The organism is Vibrio sp. ED002 (assembly GCF_023277445.1).
Lineage (GTDB): Bacteria > Pseudomonadota > Gammaproteobacteria > Enterobacterales > Vibrionaceae > Vibrio > Vibrio jasicida.
In genome coordinates, this window is sequence record NZ_CP080239.1 from 1,186,175 (window position 1) to 1,208,871 (window position 22,697).

The window sequence follows — 22,697 nt, forward strand, 5'->3', positions numbered from 1 at the left end:
ACGTTCTCGGAAATTATCGAATTAGATGAGTCATGGCGTCATTTGGAATGATCGCGCCAGGATATTGAATAACGGTTGCTGCTAGTGCGTGACCGAGTTGGGCAGACTGCTCACAGCTTTGTCCGGTCAATCGTCCTGCAAGGTAACCAGCAGCAAATGAATCGCCGGCGGCACAGGTGTCGATCACTTTGACGACATTCTCGGCGCCTACGTAAGCGCTTTGCTTGTCATCACCATGCGACCAAACCAGTTTGCAAGGCTCGCAACCACGTTTAATCACGATTTCTTGGCAACCAAAGCGAAGGCAGTGCTGCTCGGCACTTTCCTCTTCACCCCACACCAAGACATCATCGTCTTCAGTGATAAGCGCAATGTCGACTAAAGGCAGAATTTGGCCGTACCAATGTTTCGCCTCTTGTACAGACCAAAGTTGAGGACGGAAGTTATTATCGAAGACAACCTTGCCTCCATCTTGTGAGAACTGATTTAATGCCTTTTTAAGCCTTGCCTTGCTGTCGTCATTTAGAATCGCAATGCTGATGCCACTTAGGTAGAGGTAGTCCAGCTCTCGGTTCGCAATCGCGGCTTCTAATTTGTTGAGCGAAGAGGTAGAGAAGTAACTTTTAACGGCTGCGCTGTCACGCCAGTATAGAAAGCTGCGTTCGCCTTCTTGGTCGGTCTGCACCATGTACAAACCCGGAAGCTGAGCTGGGAATATCTCGACAAGATCAGTCGCAATGCCTTCTTGTTGCCAGTTTTCCAGAAGCTCTTGAGAAAGTACGTCCTCCCCAAGACCGGTCGCATAAGACACTTGGACAGGCTGCTGAGCCGTTAGTCGAGAGAGGTAAAGTGCGGTATTGAGCGTGTCGCCACCAAAGCCTTTGCGAATTGGGTCGCCGCTCAGTTCAATCATGCATTCGCCAAAGAAAGCAATTTTAGTCTGGGATGAATCGGTCATCGTTCACCTACTTTGGATAGATTTAGAATGGTGGCTCGGGGGAGCCACCAGTTTGTCAGGAGCTTATGAGCGAGTTTCTGTTCGAGCCGGAAACTCTCTGCTGTTAAGCGTTTTGATTTGCCGCCGTTGCGCGATTTTGTAGAGAAGCGTCTTCTTCCAGAACACCTTTGTCAGACAGTTCCATTTCCATTAGAGCACGCTCATCATCAAGGATTGCTCGTGCCATTTCTGGTGATACTTGGTTAGCTGGAGTCACTAGGCTCATTGCCACACCAGCAGTTAGAGCAAACAAGCAAGATGGAATCACTGGGTTGCCCCAGAAAGCGGTCAGGTCAGGGCTCAGCATTACTGCAAATGAAGCAATAGACGCACCTGCCAATGTTGCCAACGCACCTTGCCAGTTGTAACGCTTCCAGAAGCGACCCAACATACCGCACACGAACATGCCAGACATGACTGTCGAGATCATCTTAGTGATGTAGCCGATGATGTCGTTCGAAGTTAGAGCGAACAGCAATGCACAACCGATCACCACAACCAAAGCCAAGCGAGAGTAATTCAACATGGATTCTTTGTTTGGCACGCGACCGGTGAACATAACGTACACATCACGCAATAAGATAGACACGCCCGCAATCGCATCCGAACTCGCACTCGACATAGTTGCTGATAGACCAGCAATCAGAACGATAAGACCAACACCTACTGGCAATACCGTTGCCGCGATGTATGGGAAAGCAAAGTTTGCATTGTTCAACTCAGGGTCAATCGCATGCGCCGCCATACCAATGACTGCTGGAATGATAGAGAAGAACAAGTACAGCACACCAGACGCCACAAATGAACGGCGGATGGTTGATACGTCTTTACCTGAGTAGATGCGTTGGCGGAATGAAGGCGTTGCAAGTACACCCACACCAATCACAACAGCAAGAGAAACCGCTGGGATTAGACCAAGCTTATCAATCGCAAGGAAACTCACCGCTTCTGGGTCCATGGCTGAGTACAGGTTATCCAAGCCGCCAATGTGCTGCACTGACAGTACCGCCATCAGGATGAAGCCAACGAATAAGATGATAGCTTGAATGGTGTCTGTCCAAACCACCGCAGTGTAGCCGCCAATAACGACGTAAATGGTAAACGCAGCTGCGATGATCATCTTCGCAGTGCTCAGCTCAATATCGGCAATCCACGCTAGGTACATACCACCACCAAGGATGTGTGCGCCCAACCAGCCAATAGAAGCGATAAAGATAAGCAGACCAACCACGTTCTTCACGATGCGGTTTGCACCTACGTAGTATGCGAGCTCTTCACTCATGGTCATAAAGTTGAGTTTACGGACTGGCGCAAACCACAGTGCCAATAACAAGATACCAATTGCGCCGCCAATGCCGTAAAGCGCACCAGCCCAACCGTTTGAATAACCAAAGCCAACCGCGCCCATACTAGAGCCCGTGCCAACCATAGTTGCTACCGTGGTACCTAATACGAGGAACAGAGGTAAGCCTCGACCACCGAGTAGAAAGTCTTCACCTGATTTTTGATTGCGAGAGACAAACCATCCCAACCAAATTAAAAATAAGACATACACACCGAAGCCGGTAAGAAAAAGTGTACTGTTCATTGAACACCTCTCATATCAAAATCCATCTTTCAGATTGATATAATTCCAGCAGCAAGTATTAGATTTTATTCCAGAAATTATCTAATTTTATTTTTATAGCATTTGCTAAATATATTAGGCACTACTGCTTTATGAAATTATATTTATGTAGGGAGTGAGAGTGCCAAAAAGATAATAACAGGAAAGTAATTATTTCCGGCACTCTATTTTATTTAATTAGGTAAAGTGTGATTTCTATCGGCGATCTTCGCGGTAGCAAGTCACATCGACTTCAACTTTCACGTCCACCACGAGGTCACACACCATGCAAATACGTGCAGGTGGGTGGTCACCAAAGAACTCTCTGAACACTTTATTGAACGATTGGAAGTAACGAGAATCCGTTAGTACCACTTTTACGTGTACCACGTCAGCTAGTGTGTAGCCTGCTTCTTCCATGATGTCGACACAGTTTTGAATCGCTAGGCGAGACTGGTCAACGATACCGCCTTCTACCACTTCGCCGTCAGTCATTGGTGTTTGACCCGATACGTATAAGAAGCCGCCCGCTTCTGTTGCACGTGCAAATGGTAAATGTTGACCGCCAGTACCTACGCCGCCTTCTACACCATAACGTTTAATTGACATAATATTCTCCAGTGATAATGCTTAATCTATAAAATTAATTAATTTAATAAGTTATTGATGGGTATTATTTCTATAAATAAATACGCCATTTCTATTTTCGGTGACTTTATCTTTTAAATAAGATAGTTCGCCATTTACAAATACAGATTCAATACCTTGCGCGACGGAAATTGGATTTTCGAACGTTGCAGTATCTTTAATTGTATTTGGGTTAAATAAAACCAAGTCTGCGTAAGCGCCTGTTTTTATTTCCCCACGATCTTTCAATTGGTAGCGTGTTGCTGACATCCCCGTCATCTTGTGAATCGCTTCTGCCAATGGGAAAAGCTGTTCTTCACGACAGTAATGTCCCAAGACTTTCGGGAATGTGCCCCACAAACGTGGATGTGGGTGCGGGTCATTTGGCAATCCGTCCGAGCCCACCATGGTCAACTTATACTTAAGGACACGTTTGACGTCGTTTTCATCCATGCAGTGATAAACCGCACCCGCAGGTTGCAACGTTTTTGCTGCTTCCATAAGAGGCAGTTGCATCTCGTCAGCAATGTCTTTCAGCATCTTGCCAGCGTGTTCAGGTTTGCTTTCAGACCAAGTGATGAAGATGTCGATTTCATCCGTCACCTGTTTTAAATCCAGCGTTGAAGAACTGGCAGAATATGGGTAGCAATCGCAAGACACGTCTTGATGCTCAGAAACCTTATCCATCAAATCCAGCACTTCTACCGTGCGTCCCCAGTTGCCTGCACCTGCACACTTAAGATGAGAAATCACCACTGGCACTTTGGCGTACTGCCCAGTTTCAAAGGCTTCTTCCATTGCGCTGATGATTTCTTCAAACTCGGTGCGCATGTGCGTGGTGTAGATACCACCGTGATGACCGAGAATTTCCGCTAGGCGCATGACTTCATCCGCGTTCGCTTGCTTGGCACTCGCATAAGCAAGACCCGAGCTCAAACCCAATGCGCCCTCTTCCATCGCTTGTGCCAGTGTTTGGCGCATTTGCTCGATTTCTTCATCGGTAGCCGTGCGCAGTAAGTCGTCCATTACGTTGTTACGTAAAGTTGTGTGACCGACTAACGCTGCAACGTTGACCGCAGGGTTCGCCGCTTGTACAGCCTTCGCATACTCCGCAAAAGTTGGGTATTTGAAGTCTTCCTGCTTGCCCAATAGGTTCATTGGGTCTGGCGGAGTATCACTGAGTACCGCAGGACTTGCGCTAATTCCGCAATTGCCTACGATTACCGTCGTCACGCCTTGGCTGATCTTTGGCAAGCAGTCAGGGTAACGAATCACATTGGTGTCATCGTGCGTGTGTACATCAATAAATCCCGGAGCCAACGCAAGACCCTGACCGTTGATAACCTTCTTTGCAGAAAGCTCGTCTAGCTGCCCTACTTGCTCAATACGATCTTGACGAATCGCAACATCAGCAATGAATGGTGCTGCACCCGTACCGTCAAATACCTCTACGCTTTTGATAATGGTATCGAACAACATACTTCACTCTCTTCGTCCGTCGTTAACATGATTCCATCTTAATAATTCTTGAAATTTAAACAGTGAAGAAACACACAAAAAACTCAGATTTGTTTGATACTTTCTAACATATTATTTATGGTAGTTAGCAACAAACAATAAATATCAACCACTTAGACCATGTTAGAAGTAGGTGCGCCATGAAAGACAATCGCCAAAAGTGTGATAAAAACTATCATAATGAGTGTGTTACCACGCCAGGTTACGGAGAAAAGGCTCAACCTGTTGCGTGCAATTCGGACGGGTTACACAGCCTGATCCATGAAGAGATCACCCTGCCCGCAGCGGTGATCAAATCTTCTTCATTGAAGAACAACCTCGATTGGATGCAGCGTTTTGCCAATCAGCACAAAGTGAAGTTGTCACCGCACGGTAAAACCACCATGACTCCCGCTTTCTTTCAGCAGCAATTAGAAAACGGCGCTTGGGGCATTACCGTCGCAACACCGGCTCAGGCAGAGATTGCGGCGCTAGGCGGAGCGAAAAACATCATCATGGCGAACCAACTAGTTGGGCGCGCAAACATGACCATCATCGCCAACTTGATTGAAACCCATGGAATCAACTTCTATTGCTGTGTGGACTCAAGCCGAAACGTCAAAGCGCTCGAACGTGCCTTCGCTGAGCATCAATTGCCGCTTAATGTACTGATTGAGTTTGGTGTCGAAGGCGGTCGCTGTGGATGCCGAAATCAACAAGATGTGGTTGAGCTCGCCACACTCATCCACCAGCAACCTCACCTTACACTCAAAGGTATCGAGGTTTACGAAGGTGTCATTCATGGTGACAATGCTGAGCAGGACATCCGTGACTTCCTCAACACCACATTGGAAATCGCAGCTCAACTACAAAACGACAAGTTGATTGAGTCCAAACCTCTGGTCACTGGCGCAGGCTCTGCTTGGTATGACGTAGTTTCTGAATGCTTTGCCAACCTAGAAGATTTTGACGCCATCATTCGCCCAGGTTGCTACGCAATTCATGACACAGGCATTTACCTAGACGCACAAAACAAAGTCATGCAGCGCGCTGAAAACAACCAAGGTGCCGCGTGTGACTTAGGTGGTGATCTGGAATCAGCACTAGAGCTTTGGGCTTATGTCATTTCTCGCCCCGAGCCAAACAAGCTAGTTGCCGGCTTTGGCAAACGTGACGTGGCGTTTGATGCTGGATTGCCAATCCCTGAGCGCGCATACCGCGAAGGTGAGTCAATCTCTATTGAAAGTGCGGTAACGACTGCTGTGATGGATCAGCACGCGTTCATCGAAGTAGACGCAAACAGCGACCTTCAAGTGGGTGATATGATAGCCTTCTCAACCTCTCATCCATGTTTAACGTTTGATAAGTGGCGTGCCGTGGCGGTTTGTGATGATGAGTATCAAGTCACTCATTGGGTGAAAACCCGTTTCTGATGATGAGCTTAGTGAGGCTTTTCGTTATACTTCATGCCAAACCAGTGGAGGCGGCACAATCGCCTCCATGTAAAAGATAGGAACACAGCTTGAGTTTAGAAGTCGATATTATCTCTCAAATCACTGAACGTTTCAGTGCGCTGCGCGATGCCGAAAAGAAGGTCGCGAAGTTGATCATGGACGACATTCAAACTGCCGCCAATGCCAGCATTACTGAACTGGCAGAAAGCGCAGAAGTGAGTGAAGCCACCATCACCCGTTTTGCTAAAGCTGTTGGCTGCAAAAACGTGCGTGATATGAAGATCAAACTGGCACAAACCTTAACGGTTGGACAACGATTCATCCTTGAGCCGCCTGACCAAAGTGGCTACCAAGGCATTTATGAGTCGATCAAGCAATCCCTTGATGTAAACCGCAGTTTGATAGTTGAAGAAGATATCGACACTGCTGTGAACTGGCTGCACAACGCAAGACAAGTAATCTGTATTGGTATGGGGGGCGGATCAACCATTGCAGCACAGGAGATGCAGCATCGCTTATTCCGTCTGGGTTACCCTGTTGTGGCTTACAACGATGGCTTGTTATCGCGCATGATTGCGGCGACGGCAGATGCGAACGATGTGTTGGTCATGATCTCAGCCACTGGCTATACCCCTGCCATCATAGAAACCGCGCAATTAGCCAAGCAGTACGGCGTGAAAGTCATTGTGATTACTCCGAAAGACACACCTTTGACTGAGCAAGCCGATTTGGTTCTGCCTATTGAACACCAAGAGACGGATTTCATCTACAAGCCATCCGCTTCTCGCTACGCGATGTTGGCTTTGGTTGATGTACTTTCGATGGCATTAGCCGTTAATCATAAGCGACGCTCACGCGATAAACTTCGTCGACTCAAAGTTGCCCTTGACTCTTACCGTGGCGGTTTGGAAAGACAGCCTCTTGGTGATTAAACCAACGTGGTCTAGATACCTAAAATCTCGCTCATAAAACTCAAACAATGAAGCCCGATGTTCAGCATCGGGCTTTTATTTTACCGAGATAAGACTTTCAATTCGGTACGATGTCTTGTTTTAATATTTAGGAAAAAATTGCTAACACATAAATAACGAAATTCATCAATAAGAAAATTCTGATTGAATGTAAGATTATCAAGATTAATACCAATTCGTACTCGAAATAATTTATAAGTTAATTAATTATTTTCCCCATCAATATTGATTAACTATTAACTTATTTTCAAACGAAATATGAACATTAAGTTTCCATTTTATTTTCGTTTCCGATAAAACTATTTGAGACTTTCATCACACTAAATTTCAAATCTCAGGAATAGACTCCGAGCCTTTCAAGCCCCCAATTTGCAGTGAGTCTATGAAACTTTCTAACCTGAGTATTAAAAGTAAAATCAGTGCGTTGATACTTGTTATCTCCGCTGCCGTCATTGCGTTATCTTTCTTCTTTACCTCTCAAATAAAACTGATTGATAGCAAGATGACAGAATTTTCTGACACTACAGTGCCAAGTATTTTATTGGTAAAAAATATTGAAATCGAAATTGGCACCTTAAGAAAAGACGAATTCTCTTTGTTGACTAATGTAAACCATGCTGAATTTAACACTTGGCTTAAAGGTTTGGATGAATCAGAAAATAAAATCGACAACTATATTGAACAATACGGTAAATCACTTTGGGATCAGCGCGACCGTGATGCTTATAATGAAGTATCGAATGCATGGTCAAAATACCGTAGCTTCAACGACAAATATTCAGAGCTATTAACCACGAAACGTATTGACGAAGCCAACGCCATGCTGCTGGATGGTTTTTCAACGTTCCAAGCACTTTCTAACTCGATTAAAGATCTGGTTGAGTTAAACCAAACCTTCATCAAAGAAGACATCAACAGCACTCACGATGTGGTAGCAGACGCCATCACTTATAGCATTATCGCGATTGTTGCTTTATTGGCATTGAGCTTTGTACTCGGCCTATTCCTCACAAAACAAATCTGCTCTCCACTGCAATACGTGGTTGAAATGGCCTCTAAGATTGCTTCCGGCGACCTTACCTACAAACTTCCGCGCAATAAAATTGGTAACGACGAGCTCGGATTATTAGCAGATGCCTGTGAAGATATGCAAGCCAAGCTACTGAGTCTGGTCGACAGCATCTCTTCCACTACCGCTCAGGTGAGCACCGCCACCGAGGAAGTGAGCGCTATTTCAGAACAAACCTCTTCTGGCATGGATGAGCAGCAGCAACAACTTAACCTGATTGCCACCGCCATGAACGAAATGCAAGCAACGGTGCATGATGTAGCAAGCAACACGGAAGCCGCTTCAGAAACTGCAAACAGCGCCTCTCAAGAAGCCAAAGAAGGCTTAGAAGTGGTTCAAGAGTGTATTGAACAGATCAACGAAGCCTCGGTCGCGATTCAATCTGTTGGCACCATGGTAAGCGAGCTAGAGCAAGACGCATCGAACATCAGCGTGGTGGTTGACGTAATTCAAGACATCGCAGAGCAAACTAACCTGCTTGCTCTCAATGCTGCAATTGAAGCTGCCCGAGCGGGTGAACAAGGCCGTGGATTTGCCGTTGTCGCTGATGAAGTTCGTACGCTAGCGAGTCGCACACAAGCATCGACAGAAGAGATCGTTGCCATTATCAGTAAACTTCAGAATTGCTCGAAAACCGCTGTATCGGCAACAAACAACAGCAGCGATTTGATTCAAGTGTGCGTTGAACAAGCTCAGCGAGCAGGTACGACGATTGGTCACATAGAACAAAGCGCTGACAACATCGCTGAAAAGAGCATCCAAATCGCGAGTGCGTGCAGTGAGCAGAGCTCTGTGACTGAAGAGCTGCATCGCAATGTTGAACACATCAACCAGTTCTCTAGCGAAGTCGCAACAGGCTCTCGTCAAACCGCGATAGCGTGCCGAGACTTAAGTGAACTGGCAGTTGGTCTACAAGAAATCGTCAGTCAATTTAAAACGGCTTAAACAGCCATTAAAGGTTGCGTTAACTTTGTCCTAGCGCGCTCTGTAAAGCCCGATGCTCAACCATCGGGCTTTGCTTTATCTAGCCGTTTCTTTACGCGTGCACGGTAAACCTGATCCTTGTCTCGATTCTTTAATTTATCTTTCCTAATCCCACCAACATCACGGTAACCCACTATATTTGAATGAGAATATTCTTAGAGACGCATTCAAGAGTGAGGCCAGTTTCAATAATTAATCAATTGATGAATATTGAAGGAATTAACTTCCTAGCCGGACAAAACTGACTCACGTTACACTGAATGCAGTCCCACACTCTTCTATAGCTTGATACGATTTCGAGCTCACCTTCTTAGAGGAAGCGTCGCATGATGAAGCGAATCATTCTTGGCACCCTAGCCCTGACTCTTTTAACTGCCTGTTCCAAAGATGACGGGCAGCAAGCCCTTGGCACACTAGAGCGTGACCGTGTAACCTTTACTGCAACCTCTAGCGAGATAATTCGTGCCTTACCCATCAAGGAAGGTAGCCAAGTGACTGAGGGTGAAGTACTGGTTCAGCTCGATACAAAGAACCAAGAAGCCGTTTTAGCTCATGCAGTCGCCGAGCAAGCCAAAGCGGACGCTTACCTTTTGAAATTGGCCAATGGTGAACGACCAGAAGACATTGCCGCAGCGCAAGCACGCGTTGCCAGAGCGGAAGCTCAATTGGTTGAAGCGCAAAAGAACTACCAACGTAAAGCGGAGTTAGTTCGCAAGAAACTCATCAGCCAATCAGAAAAAGACACCGCTTTAGCAGCCAGAGATTCTGCCCGTGCAGAGCTAGACTCCTCACAAGAAGAGTTCGGTAAACTGACGGCTGGCTCTCGCCCTGAAGATATTGAACAAGCGAAAGCCGCACTCATGGCAGCAAAAGCCGATGTGGCACTGCAAGAACAAAAACTGGCAGAACTGACCATCACTGCCACGCGTGACGGCTTACTCGACAACCTACCGTTTAACCTTGGCGAACGCGTTCCTGTGAATGGCGTGGTTGCTGTAATACAAGCCAGCCGCGTCCCATACGCTCGCGTTTATGTTCCTGCTAACTATCGAGTCGAATTTGTGCCGGGTAAAACGGTTAACGTGCATGTAGATGGCGTTGAGCAGCCATATGCGGGCACCGTTCGCTGGGTTGCGACTGAGCCTTCATTTACGCCTTATTTCGCGCTCACCGAGGAAGAACGCTCGCGGTTGATGTACTTAGCAGAAGTCGACCTTCAAGACTCAGCACAATCCTTGCCTTCAGGTATCCCAGCACAAGTGGATTTGGTGGAGTAAGCCAATGACCGAATACGCGATTCAAGCTGAAAATGTAGTGAAAAAGTTTGGTAACTTCACCGCAATCAACAACATCACGCTTAATGTGCCCAAAGGCAGTATTTATGGTTTTCTTGGCCCGAACGGCTGCGGTAAATCGACAACCATTCGTGTGTTAACTGGCTTGCTTAGCCCAAGCGAGGGCAATGTCGATGTACTCGGGCTAGAGATCCCAAAACAATCTGAGCTTCTGCGCCTCAAGATTGGCTACATGACACAAAAGTTTTCCCTCTATGATGACCTGACGGTTCAAGAGAATCTTGAGTTTATTGGACAAATCTTTGGAATGGAAACCAAGGCCCTAAAAGCTCGCATCGAAGAACAACTAGCCACCTACGGTCTCGACCAACTACGCAAACAGCGCGTCGGCGGAATGAGTGGCGGTCAGAAGCAGCGCTTGTCTCTCGCCGCAGCCACTATGCACAAACCAGAACTGTTGTTTCTCGATGAACCCACGTCTGCGGTTGACCCAGAGAACCGACGTGATTTCTGGGAGCAATTGTTTGATCTCTCTGACCAAGGCACCACGATTTTGGTCACAACGCACTACATGGATGAAGCAGAGCGCTGTCATCGTCTGGCTATTATGGAAGCGGGCGAAATTCGCGCCGATGGTGAGCCAGAAGAACTCATGGCGCAAATGGGCGTTAACATCGTCGAAGTCAAAGCGGACAACCTACGCAAGCTCAAGGAGAAAGTCATTCTGCGTGAAGAGGTACGCTCAGCCGCACAGCTCGGCATTCGCTTACGCATTTTGATCCACCAGCACATCGAACAACCGATCGAATGGTTAACTCAAACCTTTCCTGAGCTTGAGGGCTGCGAGATGAACATTGCTCGCCCGAGCTTGGAAGATGTGTTTGTCAGTGTTACGGGAGAAGGTCGCCAATGATGAAATCTATTGCCCGTATGAAAGCGGTGATGATCAAAGAGATCCGTCAGCTTTCACGTGACCGAATCACCTTTGGCATGGTCGTAATGATCCCCCTGATTCAGCTTCTGCTGTTCGGTTTTGCCATTAATACCGATATTCGCAACATTCCCGTTGGCGTCGTCGATCAAAGTGGCAGTACTGCCGGACGCGTGATTACCGAGTCCGTCAAAGTCACGCAAGTGGTCGATGTGGTCGAAACCTTCGCTACCGCATCAGAAGCCGAGCAAGCCATTCAAGACGGTTTGGTGCGAGCGGCTTTAATTCTGCCTAGCGACTTAACCCAACGTATGGTGCAAGGTAGAGAGCTTGGACAGTGGATTGTGGATGGTTCAGACACCATGATCAGTTCTGCGATTCTCTCACTACAAACCATGCCGTTAACGGATTTTGATTTTGAGATACGCCCTGCCCCAACCAAAACCTTTGAAGTTGCGCTGTATTACAATCCGAGTCGACGCTCGGCGGTAAACATTGTCCCTGGTTTATTGGGCGTAATTCTGACCATGACGATGATCTTGTTCACCAGTGCAGCCATTGTTCGAGAACGGGAACGAGGCAATTTGGAGTTATTGATTACTACGCCAATCCACTCCATCGAACTCATGGTGGCGAAGATCATTCCCTACATCTTTGTTGGTCTGGTACAGGTGTTTATCATTTTAGGCTTAGGGCACTGGATATTTGGTGTGCCTATAAACGGCGCCATTAGTCAGATACTGTTTGGCACGCTGTTGTTTATCGCCGCGAGTTTAACCTTAGGTTTGGTGATATCCACCATTGCGACGACACAGCTTCAGGCCATGCAGATGACGGTGTTTATTCTTTTGCCATCGATTCTTCTGTCCGGATTTATGTTCCCCTATGAGGGGATGCCCGTTGCAGCACAATGGATATCCGAAGCGCTCCCAGCGACTCACTTTATGCGCATCATTCGCGGTGTGGTGCTGCGTGGGGCAGATTTGATGGAGCTATGGCGGGATACGGTTTGGTTGCTTGGCTTCACGGTCGTCGGATTGGTCATCGCCTCATTGCGCTTTAAGAAATCTCTCGATTAACACTTGTGATACAAGAAACAATAACGCCTCCACATTCGGAGGCGTTATTGATCAAAGCGAGTAGAACATCAATAGTACTCACCGAGTGAACAATCGTGCAAATCGGAAATAATGTAGTTTCTCAACGAGTTGATTTTAAAATTAAAAACCACTTGTTTGCATACGTTCCTACTGTGGTCACTGTAAGTAATATAGCCTTCACCATAAGCACGTTTGCCACTGGTTGAAGTGATGTCGGCATCCAGCTCTAAGTGTGCTTTGTGTGCATCGACACGTTCCATCATCTGTGGAACATCAAGCCACTCTTCTCGATTGGCCATTTGGATCAGCATTGATTCCGCCTGTGTTTCCAGCTTTTGCGGATAAACGTAGAAACGGTTATAGGCAAAATAGGCGCTCATCAAAATAATAATTAACACTGCTGAGGTAGTTCTTGTCATGCAAGTTGCCTCTTATCGTTATGAATTTCTGCTTTTCTCTATAATTTCAGTATAGGAAGCGGATGAAGTTTAGGTTAAAGAATTCACCCAAATAACAGGCGACGGTCAGAGTCGGTCAATTCCATGACAAGCCGTCGCCTGATTTAACCTAATTCTAAATAACTAGACACCTTGCAGCTCTTTAGTGCTAAAAGTTACTTTTACTTATCAATAGGGAATAGCTTGTTCTCAAAGACAGTGGCATAAATTGGTACGTCTTTTAGCTTGTTGATGTCGATTTTATAAGGGTCCTCTTCGAGTACCGTAAAGTTGGCAACCTTACCTACCTCGATACTGCCGAGGGTGTCTTCCATTCCCCAAGAGTACGCGGCTTCTATAGTGATGCCTTTTAATGCGGCTTCACGAGATAGGGCCAAGTCTTTGCGTAATACATTGCCATTGTTGGTTTGACGGGTAGCGGCGCTCCAAGCAAGTAATAGAGGATCCGCCGGGGCCATTGGCATATCTGAATGCAATGAGACTGGGATCTGCTCTTTCTCTATGGTCGCCAGACGCACCATGGCATGAGCACGCTCTTCACCTAAACCGACTTCACCAAAACGGTCACCAAAGCCAGTGACGTAATATGGATTCACACTGATGATAGCTCCGAGTTCTTTCAGTTCCTTGACTTGCTCGTCGGTCGAATTGGCAAAATGAACAATCGTAAAACGGTGGTTATCACGTGGGTATTCAGCTTGACGACGTTTCAAAATTTCAATCAGCTTTTCAACGCCTTCATCACCGTTTACATGAACGAGTATTTGGTAATCCTTCTCCCAGAACAGCTTGGTGATGTCTTCAACTTCTTGAGGACTTTGAATCCACTCGCCATGATGGCCATCCAGATAACCGTCTTTCATCATCATTAACTGAGAGATGATCGCACCATCGAACAGTAGCTTAACTTGGTTTTTAAAGAAGCGAACTTTGCCTTCATCAGGGAAGGTTTTGGTGATTTCTTCAACCGCTTGAACCACATCCTCTTTGCCCTTCAAGAAGTACGGTGACTTACTCTCTGGTGTAAAGAAGGAGTACATTGGCGTTTCATCAGCCCCCAAGATCTCTTTATACAGACCCACCATATCCTCTGATATGAACGCGCCAGGTTCGTTGTAAGCTGTTACCCCTTTCTCGTGCAGCATTTCTACCATTTGCTCTAGTCCGGCACGGAATCTTGCTTCACTACCAAGATCTTTGTAGATACGCGGTAACAAGTAAATCAGTGCACCACCTTCCCAGAAATGCCCATTTTCCAGATCTGACTGAGCTGCTACCTCTTTACCTTGCTTATCAATATCTGCTTGGTTAAGACCAAACTTTTCAATAAAGGCAGAGTTGACGTAGAACTCATGTGCCGAACGATGCCATACACCGATTGGACGTGTTTTCGAGATCTTATCAAGATCAGCGCGCGTCAATTCACCATGGAAGAAGTTGTTGTAGCCCCATGTCCACAATACTTCATTTTGATCCTTCATCTCTTTTTCAACGGCAGTCAACGCGGCCAGATACTCTTCATGTCCATTCACCGCTGGCCAAGTACGACTTGGTAATTGCCACTCTTCAGGAGCAATGACCGGCATGCTCAGCGTAAGTGCACCAAGGAACGGATGAAGGTGCTGCTCAATAAAGCCAGGCATGATCACCTTGTCCTCTAAGTCGACTTTATCCGCATTTGGGAACTGCTTCAGCGCCTGCGCTTCTTGTCCAACAAAGACAATCTTGCCGTCATCGTCCGCTACAACTGCCTCTACACGAGGTTGGTCTTCATCCATTGTGATTATGGTATCAGCCAGATAGATCGTTTCACCGCTTTCCACAGGCGCAGTTGCTTGAGCTTGCTCTTCTACCTGAGCCTCAGGTTTTGGCTTTTGTTGTGGTTGTTTCGCTTCTTCTGCTGGGCTGCATCCTGCCACGGTACCAATTAACCCTAGGATGACACCTGCCACTAACGTTCGTTTGAATGGTTTCATTTCTAACCCTTATATCACCAGTTTATTTACTGCTTTAGTTATGGAATCCCGTTCCAAAAAAGAAAGAGGAGCATGGTGTATAAAGTAAAGACCGCTTTTGTCAGGGGTGAACCGATTTCGCTCACAATCTTGAGAATGAAACAGGAATTAATTCATAACGTTACCTATCACCGTGGTGACCAAGCGATGATCAGAACCATTTGGATGGCTTGCCGACTTGCGAGAGCAAATGGTCCTCTCTACGCTTTCCGATTTAAGCCAGAGATGATCAATCCCTATCATGGCGAAAACAGGAACCAGCAAGCCCTTTACTGATGTTGGCCAACTGACAACAGGTTGAGTGTGGAAACGAGAAAACAGCCCATTAAACCTCGGGCTTGCAGCAGAAAGATTGAAATCCCCTATCACGATCATTTCCGGTGTTGGATACAAATCAGTAAGGGTTTCTATGGTTCGAATCAGGGCATTGCGGCGTTGCCATAACGGCTCTGTTCTTGGCGAGGGAGGATGCGCCGTCATTAAAGTAATAGGGTTGTCCACTTGCCATGTTGCTCGAATCACCTCTTGACCATCTGGGGTGTGATAAATCGAAACAGACTCCAAAGGATAGCTGCTCAAAATCATCTGATTTGACGGATAACCAACGCCGCGCTGGCCGCCGTAATAGAAAGGATAAATATCGTCGAGAAGATGAAGTTTCTCCCCCACTTGAGGCGAGAGCTCTTGCATCACCACCAAATCTGCAGGCTGTTTGAGCAAGTAATTGATGAACTGATTGATGTCCGGATTTTCGTAGAACAGGTTGAATTGGACTATCGTCAGCGGATTTTCGCAGGTTTGGTTGTTTGTGATTTGAGTGGGTAAGAGAAACGCAATAGAAGCCAAACCAATCAAGGTAGCAGCAATGGCTTTCGCCCAGTGACGACAAACCAAAAGTACCAGAGCAAAGCCTAGGTAGACGAATAAAAGGAGAGCGGGAATCGAGGTTAGATTCTCCGCCCACCAAATATCATGGTATTGCCTTGCCACCAGCCAAATTGAAGCGGGTAAAAACAACACAATCCATTTAATGACTCTTAGCACACGCACGGCTCATTTAGCGATTACATATCATAAGCTTATATGTAATCGCCCAACTCGCCAGTGCGCTGCTAACCTGTATCTAAACAGATTGGCCTAAATGGAATGAGCCGCTTCCGTTGCAGGCTCTACGTGTTGCACTTTTTCGCTCACTTCCACTTTAACCGCAGCGACCTTGAACTCAGGGATCTTCGCATGCGGGTCAGTCGCCGTTGTCGTTAGGCGGTTGACTGGCGACTCAACAAAGTGGAATGGAATGAACACCACTCCTTTTTGAATACGCTTAGTCACAAAGGCATCAATCTCAATGCTGCCGCGACGTGTAGACACCGTCAGACGCTGACCATTACTGATGCCTAGCGCTTCTGCGTCTTCCACGCTCACCATCGCGCGAGGGCCAGCAAGGTTATCCAACCCTTTGGTCTTACGCGTCATGGTACCAGTGTGGAACTGCTCAAGTACGCGACCCGTCGTTAACACAAGTGGGTACTCTTCATCTGGCAGCTCAGCCGCATAACGGAACGGTACGCCCACCATTTGCCCTTTACCACGAGTAAACTGAGTTTGGTGCATGATGCGAGTACCCGCCGGGTTGTTCTTGTTGCTTGGCCATTGCACACCGTTTGGCGTAATCGCATCCCAACGAAGACCCGCGTATTGAGGTGTTACGCGTGCGATTTCATTGGTGATATCAGACACGCAGTGGTAATCCCAATCACTGCCCATGGCATTGGCAATTTCTTGAATAATCCACCAATCTTCTTTCGCTTCACCCGGTGCCGTGACAACCGGATTCACGCGCTGTACACGACGTTCTGTATTGGTGAAGTGACCCGCTTTCTCTGCAAACGAGCAAGAAGGCAGAACCACATCCGCGTATTGCGCAGTCTCCGTTAGGAAGATGTCTTGAACAACCAAGAAGTCAAGTGTTTCTAAACCTTCAATCACATGCGCTTGATTCGGGTCACTCAACACTGGGTTCTCACCCATGATGTACATACCACGAACGTCACGATGGCAAGCCGCATCAATGATTTCTGTCAGGGTTAGACCTTGCTCAGAAGGCAGATTTGGCGCATTCCATTCAATCGCAAACTTCTGACGCACAATCGGGTTGTATACCTTTTGATAGCCCGGGAAGCTGTTTGGCAACGCGCCCATATCACACGCACCTTGCACGTTTGATTGACCACGCAATGGGTTGATACCACCACCTTCAATACCGATGTTGCCACACAGTAATTGCAGGTTAGCGATAGAACGCACGTTGTCATGACCTGTGGTGTGCTGAGTAATACCCATCGAGTAGTAAACAGCCGTACGATCTGCCGTACCGATCATACGCGCCATTGCTTGAATGTCTTCGGCTTTTACGCCCGTAACCAACTCCACTTTATCGAGGTTGTAAGCTGGCGACATCACTTCTTGCAACAAGGTATCAAAGCCGTCGACACGTTCTTCGATGTACTCTTGATCGTACCAACCGTTCTTGATGATCTGCTGCATGACGCCATTTAAAAGCATCACATCTGTACCCGGACGGTGCGCCATATACAGCTCAGCATGCTCTGCCATATCAACACGTTTCGGGTCAGCTACAATCAAACGAGCACCGTGGTGACGAATTGCTTGTTTGATATGTGAAGCGATAATCGGGTGCGCCGATGTGGTATCCGAACCAATAATAAAGATCACATCCGAGTGTTTAATGCTTGGAATGTCGTTGGTCATTGCACCACTACCCAGTGACGCCTCAAGACCGGTTACACTCGATGCGTGACACAAACGCGCACAGTGGTCGACGTTGTTAGTGCCCAGTTCACGACGGACAAATTTTTGGAACGCGTAGTTATCTTCGTTGGTGGTTTTCGCTGAAGAGAAGCCTGCCAATGCGTTGCTGCCAAAATCTTGCTTAATGCCAGAGAACTTGCCCGCAATCAGTTGAATCGCCTCTTCCCAGCTTGCAGGTTGCAGCCAACCGTCTTTACGGATCAATGGCGTGGTAAGACGCTCTTCACTGCCAATGAAATCAAAACCAAAGCGCCCTTTCACACACAACATGCCTTGGTTCACCGGCGAGTCACCGCCTTTCACGTAACGAATCGTATTGGTTGCTTCGTCCACGAACATAGTCAACTTACAACCCACACCACAGTACGTACAGATGGTGTCGACCGCTTTCAGATCTTCAGTACGGCCTTGCGAACGGTCACGACTATCGACCATCGCACCCGTTGGACACACTTGAACACACGCGCCACATTGCACGCAGTTCGAATCGCCCATTAGGGTTAAACCATTCTTGTTACTTCCGAAGTGTGGACGGTCGTCAGGACGTAATGCAGGACGACCTTGTTTGTCGCACACAAAGTTCAGTACGCCGTGCACGGCTTTGTCACGACACGCTTGGATGCACTGACCACAGCTAATACAGCGGTTGGCATCAAACTCAATAAACTCAGAGCTACGGTCAACTTCGTACTTATGACGCAAGTCTTTCGCACGAAGATCTAACCAATCTTGATGCGATTTAATCTGTAAGGAGAAGTCAAAGCTTTGCTCAGCTTCATATTCGGTGGAGTAATCACGCAGCGCACAATCGGTATTTGCCTGACAGCCACATTCTAGACAGCGCGCTGCTTCTTTCATTGCTTCTTCGTTATCAAAACCCAACTCCACTTCAGCGAAGCTTTGCTCGCGTTGTGCTGGAGTCAGCTCAGGCATGATAGAGCGAGCGACTTTCTGGATGTTCTCGAAGTGAAGCGGGTCGACTTGAGAGAGCTTCTTCTCTTTACGCGAGTTAAACGCCGCCTTTGGCATATCTGCCATATCGCCATTCAAAAACAGATCAATGGCTTTTGCCGCAACGCGGCCATCTCCCACGGCTTCAACTGCCGTTGCAGGACCACGGCGGAAATCACCAATACTGAAGATGTTGCCCGTGCCGGTGTGCATGGTCTTTTCATCTGCATCAGAGGTGTTCCAGCGCGTTAGCGGAATAGATAAGTCTTCACCTTCTAGGAAGCTCAGGTCTGGCTTTTGCGATACTGCCGCAATTACGGTGTCGAACTCTTCGGTGAAGAACTCGCCGGTTGGTTTAGGGCTTCGACGACCAGATGCATCCGGCTCACCCAACGCCATGCGTTCTAGGCGAATCGCATTCACGCGTCCGGTTTCATCGGCAAGGTTTTCTGCAGGGTTGGTCAAGAAGTGGAACTTCACCCCTTCGTGTTCCGCTTCGACAATCTCGTAGTCTTCTGCCGGCATTTCGTCACGAGTACGACGATAAATCAACGTGGTGTCTGCACCAGCTCGACGCGCAGTGCGAGCACAGTCAATTGCTGTGTTACCACCACCGATCACCGCGACTTTCTGGCCCGTTACATAGTTTTGCTCAGTGACGTAATCTTTAAGGTAATCAACGCCTAAGTAGCAACCTTCAAGGTCACTGCCTGTGTAATGCATTTCAACCGCTTGAGACGCGCCGACAGCTAAACACACCGCATCGTATTCTTCGCTCAATTGAGAAAGCGTGAAATCCACACCCAGCTTTTGATTAGTGTGAACTTGCATGCCATTACGGCACATCAGTTCGATTTCTTTATCGAGAATGTCTTTTGGCAAACGGTATTCAGGAATACCGTAACGCAACCAACCGCCCGCTTTTGGCATGGATTCAAAGACCGTAACGTCATAGCCTTCGTTCGATAGGTAGTAGCCAGCCGTTAGACCACCAGGACCACTGCCGACGACGGCAATGTTCAACCCTTTACTTGGTTTCTTTTCTGGCACATAGGCTTCATGCGCAGACAGATCTGCATCCGCGGCATGACGTTTTAGCTGACGAATTGCAATAGGCTCATCGACTAACGAGCGGCGACATTCGCTCTCACAAAATGCCGGGCACACACGGCCAATCGATAGCGGCATAGGAAGCGTACGTTTAATCACTTCAATCGCTTTTTGATGATCGTTCTGTGCGATGTGATAAAGGTACGATTGGATATCCACGCCCGCAGGACACGCGGTTTTACATGGCGCTTCACAATCGGCGTAATGGTCCGTCATGATGCGGTTGAGTGCTTTTCTGCGGTGCTCGCTTAATTGTTCTGATTGCGTGACCACATTAAGGCCGCGGTAAACTTCGAGTTCACACGCACGCTTAGTACCGCCGCTTTCGACTTCAACCACACACAAATCACACGGTACTTTTTCATTACTTTTGTTCATTCCGCACAGCGATGGGATCTCGACCCCACACACTTTTGCTGCTTCTAAAAGGGTTAGACCCTCTTCTACAATTCTATATTTTCCATCGATGACAATTTCTATCATGCAACCCCCGCAGCAAAGCAAATCCAAATCTGCACAAGTAAAACCATGCATTCTATAAGGATAATCATTTGTAAGACAAGTTAGTGTGATGTAAAACTTATAAACCACATTTTTCACGTGTCATAAAAAGCGAGGGCTTCTTTCGCTAACTTTCAACACTCGGTGTTTAACAAACGTTTTACTCCCTCGAAAGTGCGAAAACTGAAGGGTTGGACTATTTTGATAATAAGAGTAATAAATGATTGACCTTACCCTTAGGTTAACCTTTAGAATTGAAGGGTTTTCATCATTTTCATCATTTTCATCATTTTCATCAAACACATGGGAAAGGGTATGCACTTAAAATCGCTGCATACAATCTGGTTAACTCTCTTCACGACGCTAGTACTATTGGTATCTAGTGTGGCGAACAGTGAGCCGTTGATGAATATTCAAATGATGTCTACTGGCATGGCTCACCATCCTTCTATGATGAGTGACAGCGAACACTGCGGTATGCCTGGCATGATGGACGTCTCCATGACTGACGGTTCTATGTCCGAAGATGGCGATGCAAGAGAAACCAGCATGAACTGTGGTGGAGGCTCCGGCATGGTTCATACCTGCTGTACTGCCGCGTGTACGATAGTTTTCGTCCCCCTACCGAATCCTATCAATAGCCCAATGCCCGTTGTCTATCGCGCAACTATTACTCCTGAAGTTGCTTCCCCTGTCGTACACGTCAGCCGCGACCTATACCGACCTCCTATAGCCTAAATCCGTCCTAGCATTCGACCCTGCGCGTATATCGCAGGTTGTTTTAATGCGCCTGAACGATGAGGTAACAAGGCTTTACTGTTCCCGCAATAAAATCCGCACCTCCATCGATCCGGCTAACACTGGATTTAGATTATGGATATCAAACCATACCGCTTAGCTGCACCTATTTTTATGGTGGCTCTGGTCGCTGCACCAACCTTGGTTAACGCCGCAGGTAAAGAGACGCACGCAGCGCAAAATTCCGCATCAAGTGAGCAAGCTTCAACGACCAAGCTTGCCCAACTGATCAACGTCGCTTTGAGTCACGATGGCAATCGTAAGCAATACTCAGCGCAATCTGCTGCTATGCGTGAAACGGGCATCGCGAGCGCGACCTTGATGGACCCAAAACTGAAAGTTGGTTTTGGTGGCTTGCCTGTCGACAGCTTCAAATTCGATGAAGACCCCATGACCAACATCTCCGTTGGTTTAATGCAACAGTTTGAGCGTGGCTCTACGCTTGATTTGCAACAGAAGAAAGCCAATCAACAAGCCGACGGCCTTGGGCTTCAAGTCCATGCTCGTGAGCTTGAGGTAGCCAACAGCATGACTCAACTTTGGTTAGAACTTGGTTACCAGCAACGCGCTGAGCAAATCATGCTTGAGAACCGCAAGTTGATGAAGGAGATGGAAAGCTTTATTCAAACCAACTATTCGATTGGTAAGAGTGAAGCGCAAGATCTGCTCAATGCCCAACTTCAAGTCAGCAAGTTGGATGAGAAACTGCAAGCCAATGCACAAATGCAACGTCGTCTTATCTCTCAACTCTCCGAATGGTTGGGGTCAGATTGGTTGGCGAATGAACAGGCCCTGCATGCGAGCAATCAACTTAATTGGGACACACTGAACAGCAAACTTGCTGCCAGTCAGGGTTCCACCAAGCATTATCAACAACTCAGCCAACACCCGATGGTTAAGATGGCCGACGTCAGTATTTCTGCCAATAAAACTCAGGTGGAAATTGCAGAGCAAGCCTACAACCCACAATTTGGCGTCGAAGTAATGTACGCCTACCGCCAAGCCGACAACATGATGGGAGAACCCGCTTCCGATTTGGTCAGCGCTTACCTAACCATGGACATTCCACTGTTCACGGGTGACCGCCAAGATCGCAATCTTGCTGCCGCTCAATACCAAGTTGGCGCGGCACAATCGCAAAAAGACACCTTACTAACGCAGATGAACGCCAAGGTGAACACTTTGCTGGTTGATCGCGGCAACTTAACCCAGCGTTTAGAACGTTACCAATCCACCTTATTGCCTCAAGCGAAAGCGCGCATTCAAGCCGTTGAGCGGGGTTATCAAAACAACACAGCGCAGTTTAACGATGTGATTTCTGCCACGACTGATGAGTTGGCTCTGCAATTGGAGCAGCAACGCCTGCTGACCGATCTCAATATCGCAAACAGCAATTTAGCCACCCTACTCGGTGGTTTCGACTATCAAGTCGCTTCACCAGAAGCTCGCTCTATCTCGACATATTAATTTGTGATTCCCCAAGACAGTTAGGGCTACAGCT

Annotated in this window: 16 protein-coding genes; 8 read left to right on the plus strand and 8 right to left on the minus strand. The window is 47.3% G+C overall.

Annotated elements, in window-relative coordinates; all coding sequences use genetic code 11:
* Window positions 1–13: 13 nt before the first annotated feature.
* The 4 genes from ITG12_RS21940 to ITG12_RS21955 all read right to left on the minus strand — a co-directional run bounded on the left by ITG12_RS21940 (window position 14) and on the right by ITG12_RS21955 (window position 4,709).
* The gene (locus tag ITG12_RS21940; protein WP_038882111.1) at window positions 14–958 is read right to left on the minus strand and encodes a sugar kinase; all 945 of its coding nucleotides are present in this window, start codon (window positions 956–958) and stop codon (window positions 14–16) included.
* A gap of 103 nt (window positions 959–1,061) precedes the next feature.
* Complete coding sequence (locus ITG12_RS21945) at window positions 1,062–2,585, minus strand: sodium:solute symporter family protein (protein WP_038882110.1); 1,524 nt, start codon at window positions 2,583–2,585, stop codon at window positions 1,062–1,064.
* A gap of 234 nt (window positions 2,586–2,819) precedes the next feature.
* Entirely contained in the window at window positions 2,820–3,212 is a 393-nt protein-coding gene (locus ITG12_RS21950) for a RidA family protein (RefSeq protein ID WP_005425100.1), read from the minus strand.
* 51 nt (window positions 3,213–3,263) lie between these two features.
* A complete protein-coding gene (locus ITG12_RS21955) occupies window positions 3,264–4,709 on the minus strand; it encodes a D-aminoacylase (protein ID WP_038882109.1) in 1,446 nt (481 codons plus the stop codon).
* Window positions 4,710–4,888: 179 nt separating this feature from the next.
* Here ITG12_RS21955 and ITG12_RS21960 point away from each other — a divergent pair, with 179 nt between their 5' ends.
* The 6 genes from ITG12_RS21960 to ITG12_RS21985 all read left to right on the plus strand — a co-directional run bounded on the left by ITG12_RS21960 (window position 4,889) and on the right by ITG12_RS21985 (window position 12,510).
* Window positions 4,889–6,160 carry an amino acid deaminase gene (locus ITG12_RS21960; protein ID WP_038882107.1) on the plus strand — a complete coding sequence of 424 codons (1,272 nt, stop codon included), beginning with the start codon at window positions 4,889–4,891 and terminating at the stop codon, window positions 6,158–6,160.
* 89 nt (window positions 6,161–6,249) lie between these two features.
* Entirely contained in the window at window positions 6,250–7,113 is an 864-nt protein-coding gene (locus tag ITG12_RS21965; protein ID WP_005425077.1) for a MurR/RpiR family transcriptional regulator, read from the plus strand.
* A 421-nt stretch (window positions 7,114–7,534) separates the two neighbouring features.
* The gene (locus ITG12_RS21970) at window positions 7,535–9,166 is read left to right on the plus strand and encodes a methyl-accepting chemotaxis protein (RefSeq protein ID WP_038882105.1); all 1,632 of its coding nucleotides are present in this window, start codon (window positions 7,535–7,537) and stop codon (window positions 9,164–9,166) included.
* Between the two features lie 368 nt (window positions 9,167–9,534).
* Window positions 9,535–10,482, plus strand: a complete 948-nt coding sequence (locus tag ITG12_RS21975) for an HlyD family efflux transporter periplasmic adaptor subunit (RefSeq protein WP_038882115.1) — start codon at window positions 9,535–9,537, stop codon at window positions 10,480–10,482.
* Window positions 10,483–10,486: 4 nt separating this feature from the next.
* A complete protein-coding gene (locus ITG12_RS21980; protein WP_248873989.1) occupies window positions 10,487–11,413 on the plus strand; it encodes an ABC transporter ATP-binding protein in 927 nt (308 codons plus the stop codon).
* Complete coding sequence (locus ITG12_RS21985; RefSeq protein WP_039974874.1) at window positions 11,413–12,510, plus strand: ABC transporter permease; 1,098 nt, start codon at window positions 11,413–11,415, stop codon at window positions 12,508–12,510. Before ITG12_RS21980 ends, ITG12_RS21985 begins: the two co-directional genes overlap by 1 nt.
* A gap of 68 nt (window positions 12,511–12,578) precedes the next feature.
* Here ITG12_RS21985 and ITG12_RS21990 read toward each other — a convergent pair whose 3' ends face one another.
* From ITG12_RS21990 to fdhF, 4 genes are all read right to left on the minus strand, one after another.
* Entirely contained in the window at window positions 12,579–12,950 is a 372-nt protein-coding gene (locus ITG12_RS21990; protein WP_197074511.1) for a hypothetical protein, read from the minus strand.
* A 200-nt stretch (window positions 12,951–13,150) separates the two neighbouring features.
* On the minus strand, window positions 13,151–14,965 hold the full coding sequence (locus ITG12_RS21995) for an amidohydrolase (RefSeq protein ID WP_248873990.1): 1,815 nt from the start codon (window positions 14,963–14,965) through the stop codon (window positions 13,151–13,153).
* Window positions 14,966–15,112: 147 nt separating this feature from the next.
* Entirely contained in the window at window positions 15,113–16,048 is a 936-nt protein-coding gene (locus ITG12_RS22000; protein WP_248873991.1) for an endonuclease/exonuclease/phosphatase family protein, read from the minus strand.
* A gap of 93 nt (window positions 16,049–16,141) precedes the next feature.
* Window positions 16,142–20,380, minus strand: a complete 4,239-nt coding sequence (gene fdhF / locus ITG12_RS22005) for a formate dehydrogenase subunit alpha (protein WP_038882095.1) — start codon at window positions 20,378–20,380, stop codon at window positions 16,142–16,144.
* A gap of 333 nt (window positions 20,381–20,713) precedes the next feature.
* On the opposite strand from fdhF, the gene ITG12_RS22010 reads away from it, so the two are divergent.
* Complete coding sequence (locus ITG12_RS22010) at window positions 20,714–21,136, plus strand: hypothetical protein (protein WP_038882094.1); 423 nt, start codon at window positions 20,714–20,716, stop codon at window positions 21,134–21,136.
* A gap of 135 nt (window positions 21,137–21,271) precedes the next feature.
* A complete protein-coding gene (locus tag ITG12_RS22015) occupies window positions 21,272–22,663 on the plus strand; it encodes a TolC family protein (protein ID WP_248873992.1) in 1,392 nt (463 codons plus the stop codon).
* Window positions 22,664–22,697 lie beyond the last annotated feature (34 nt).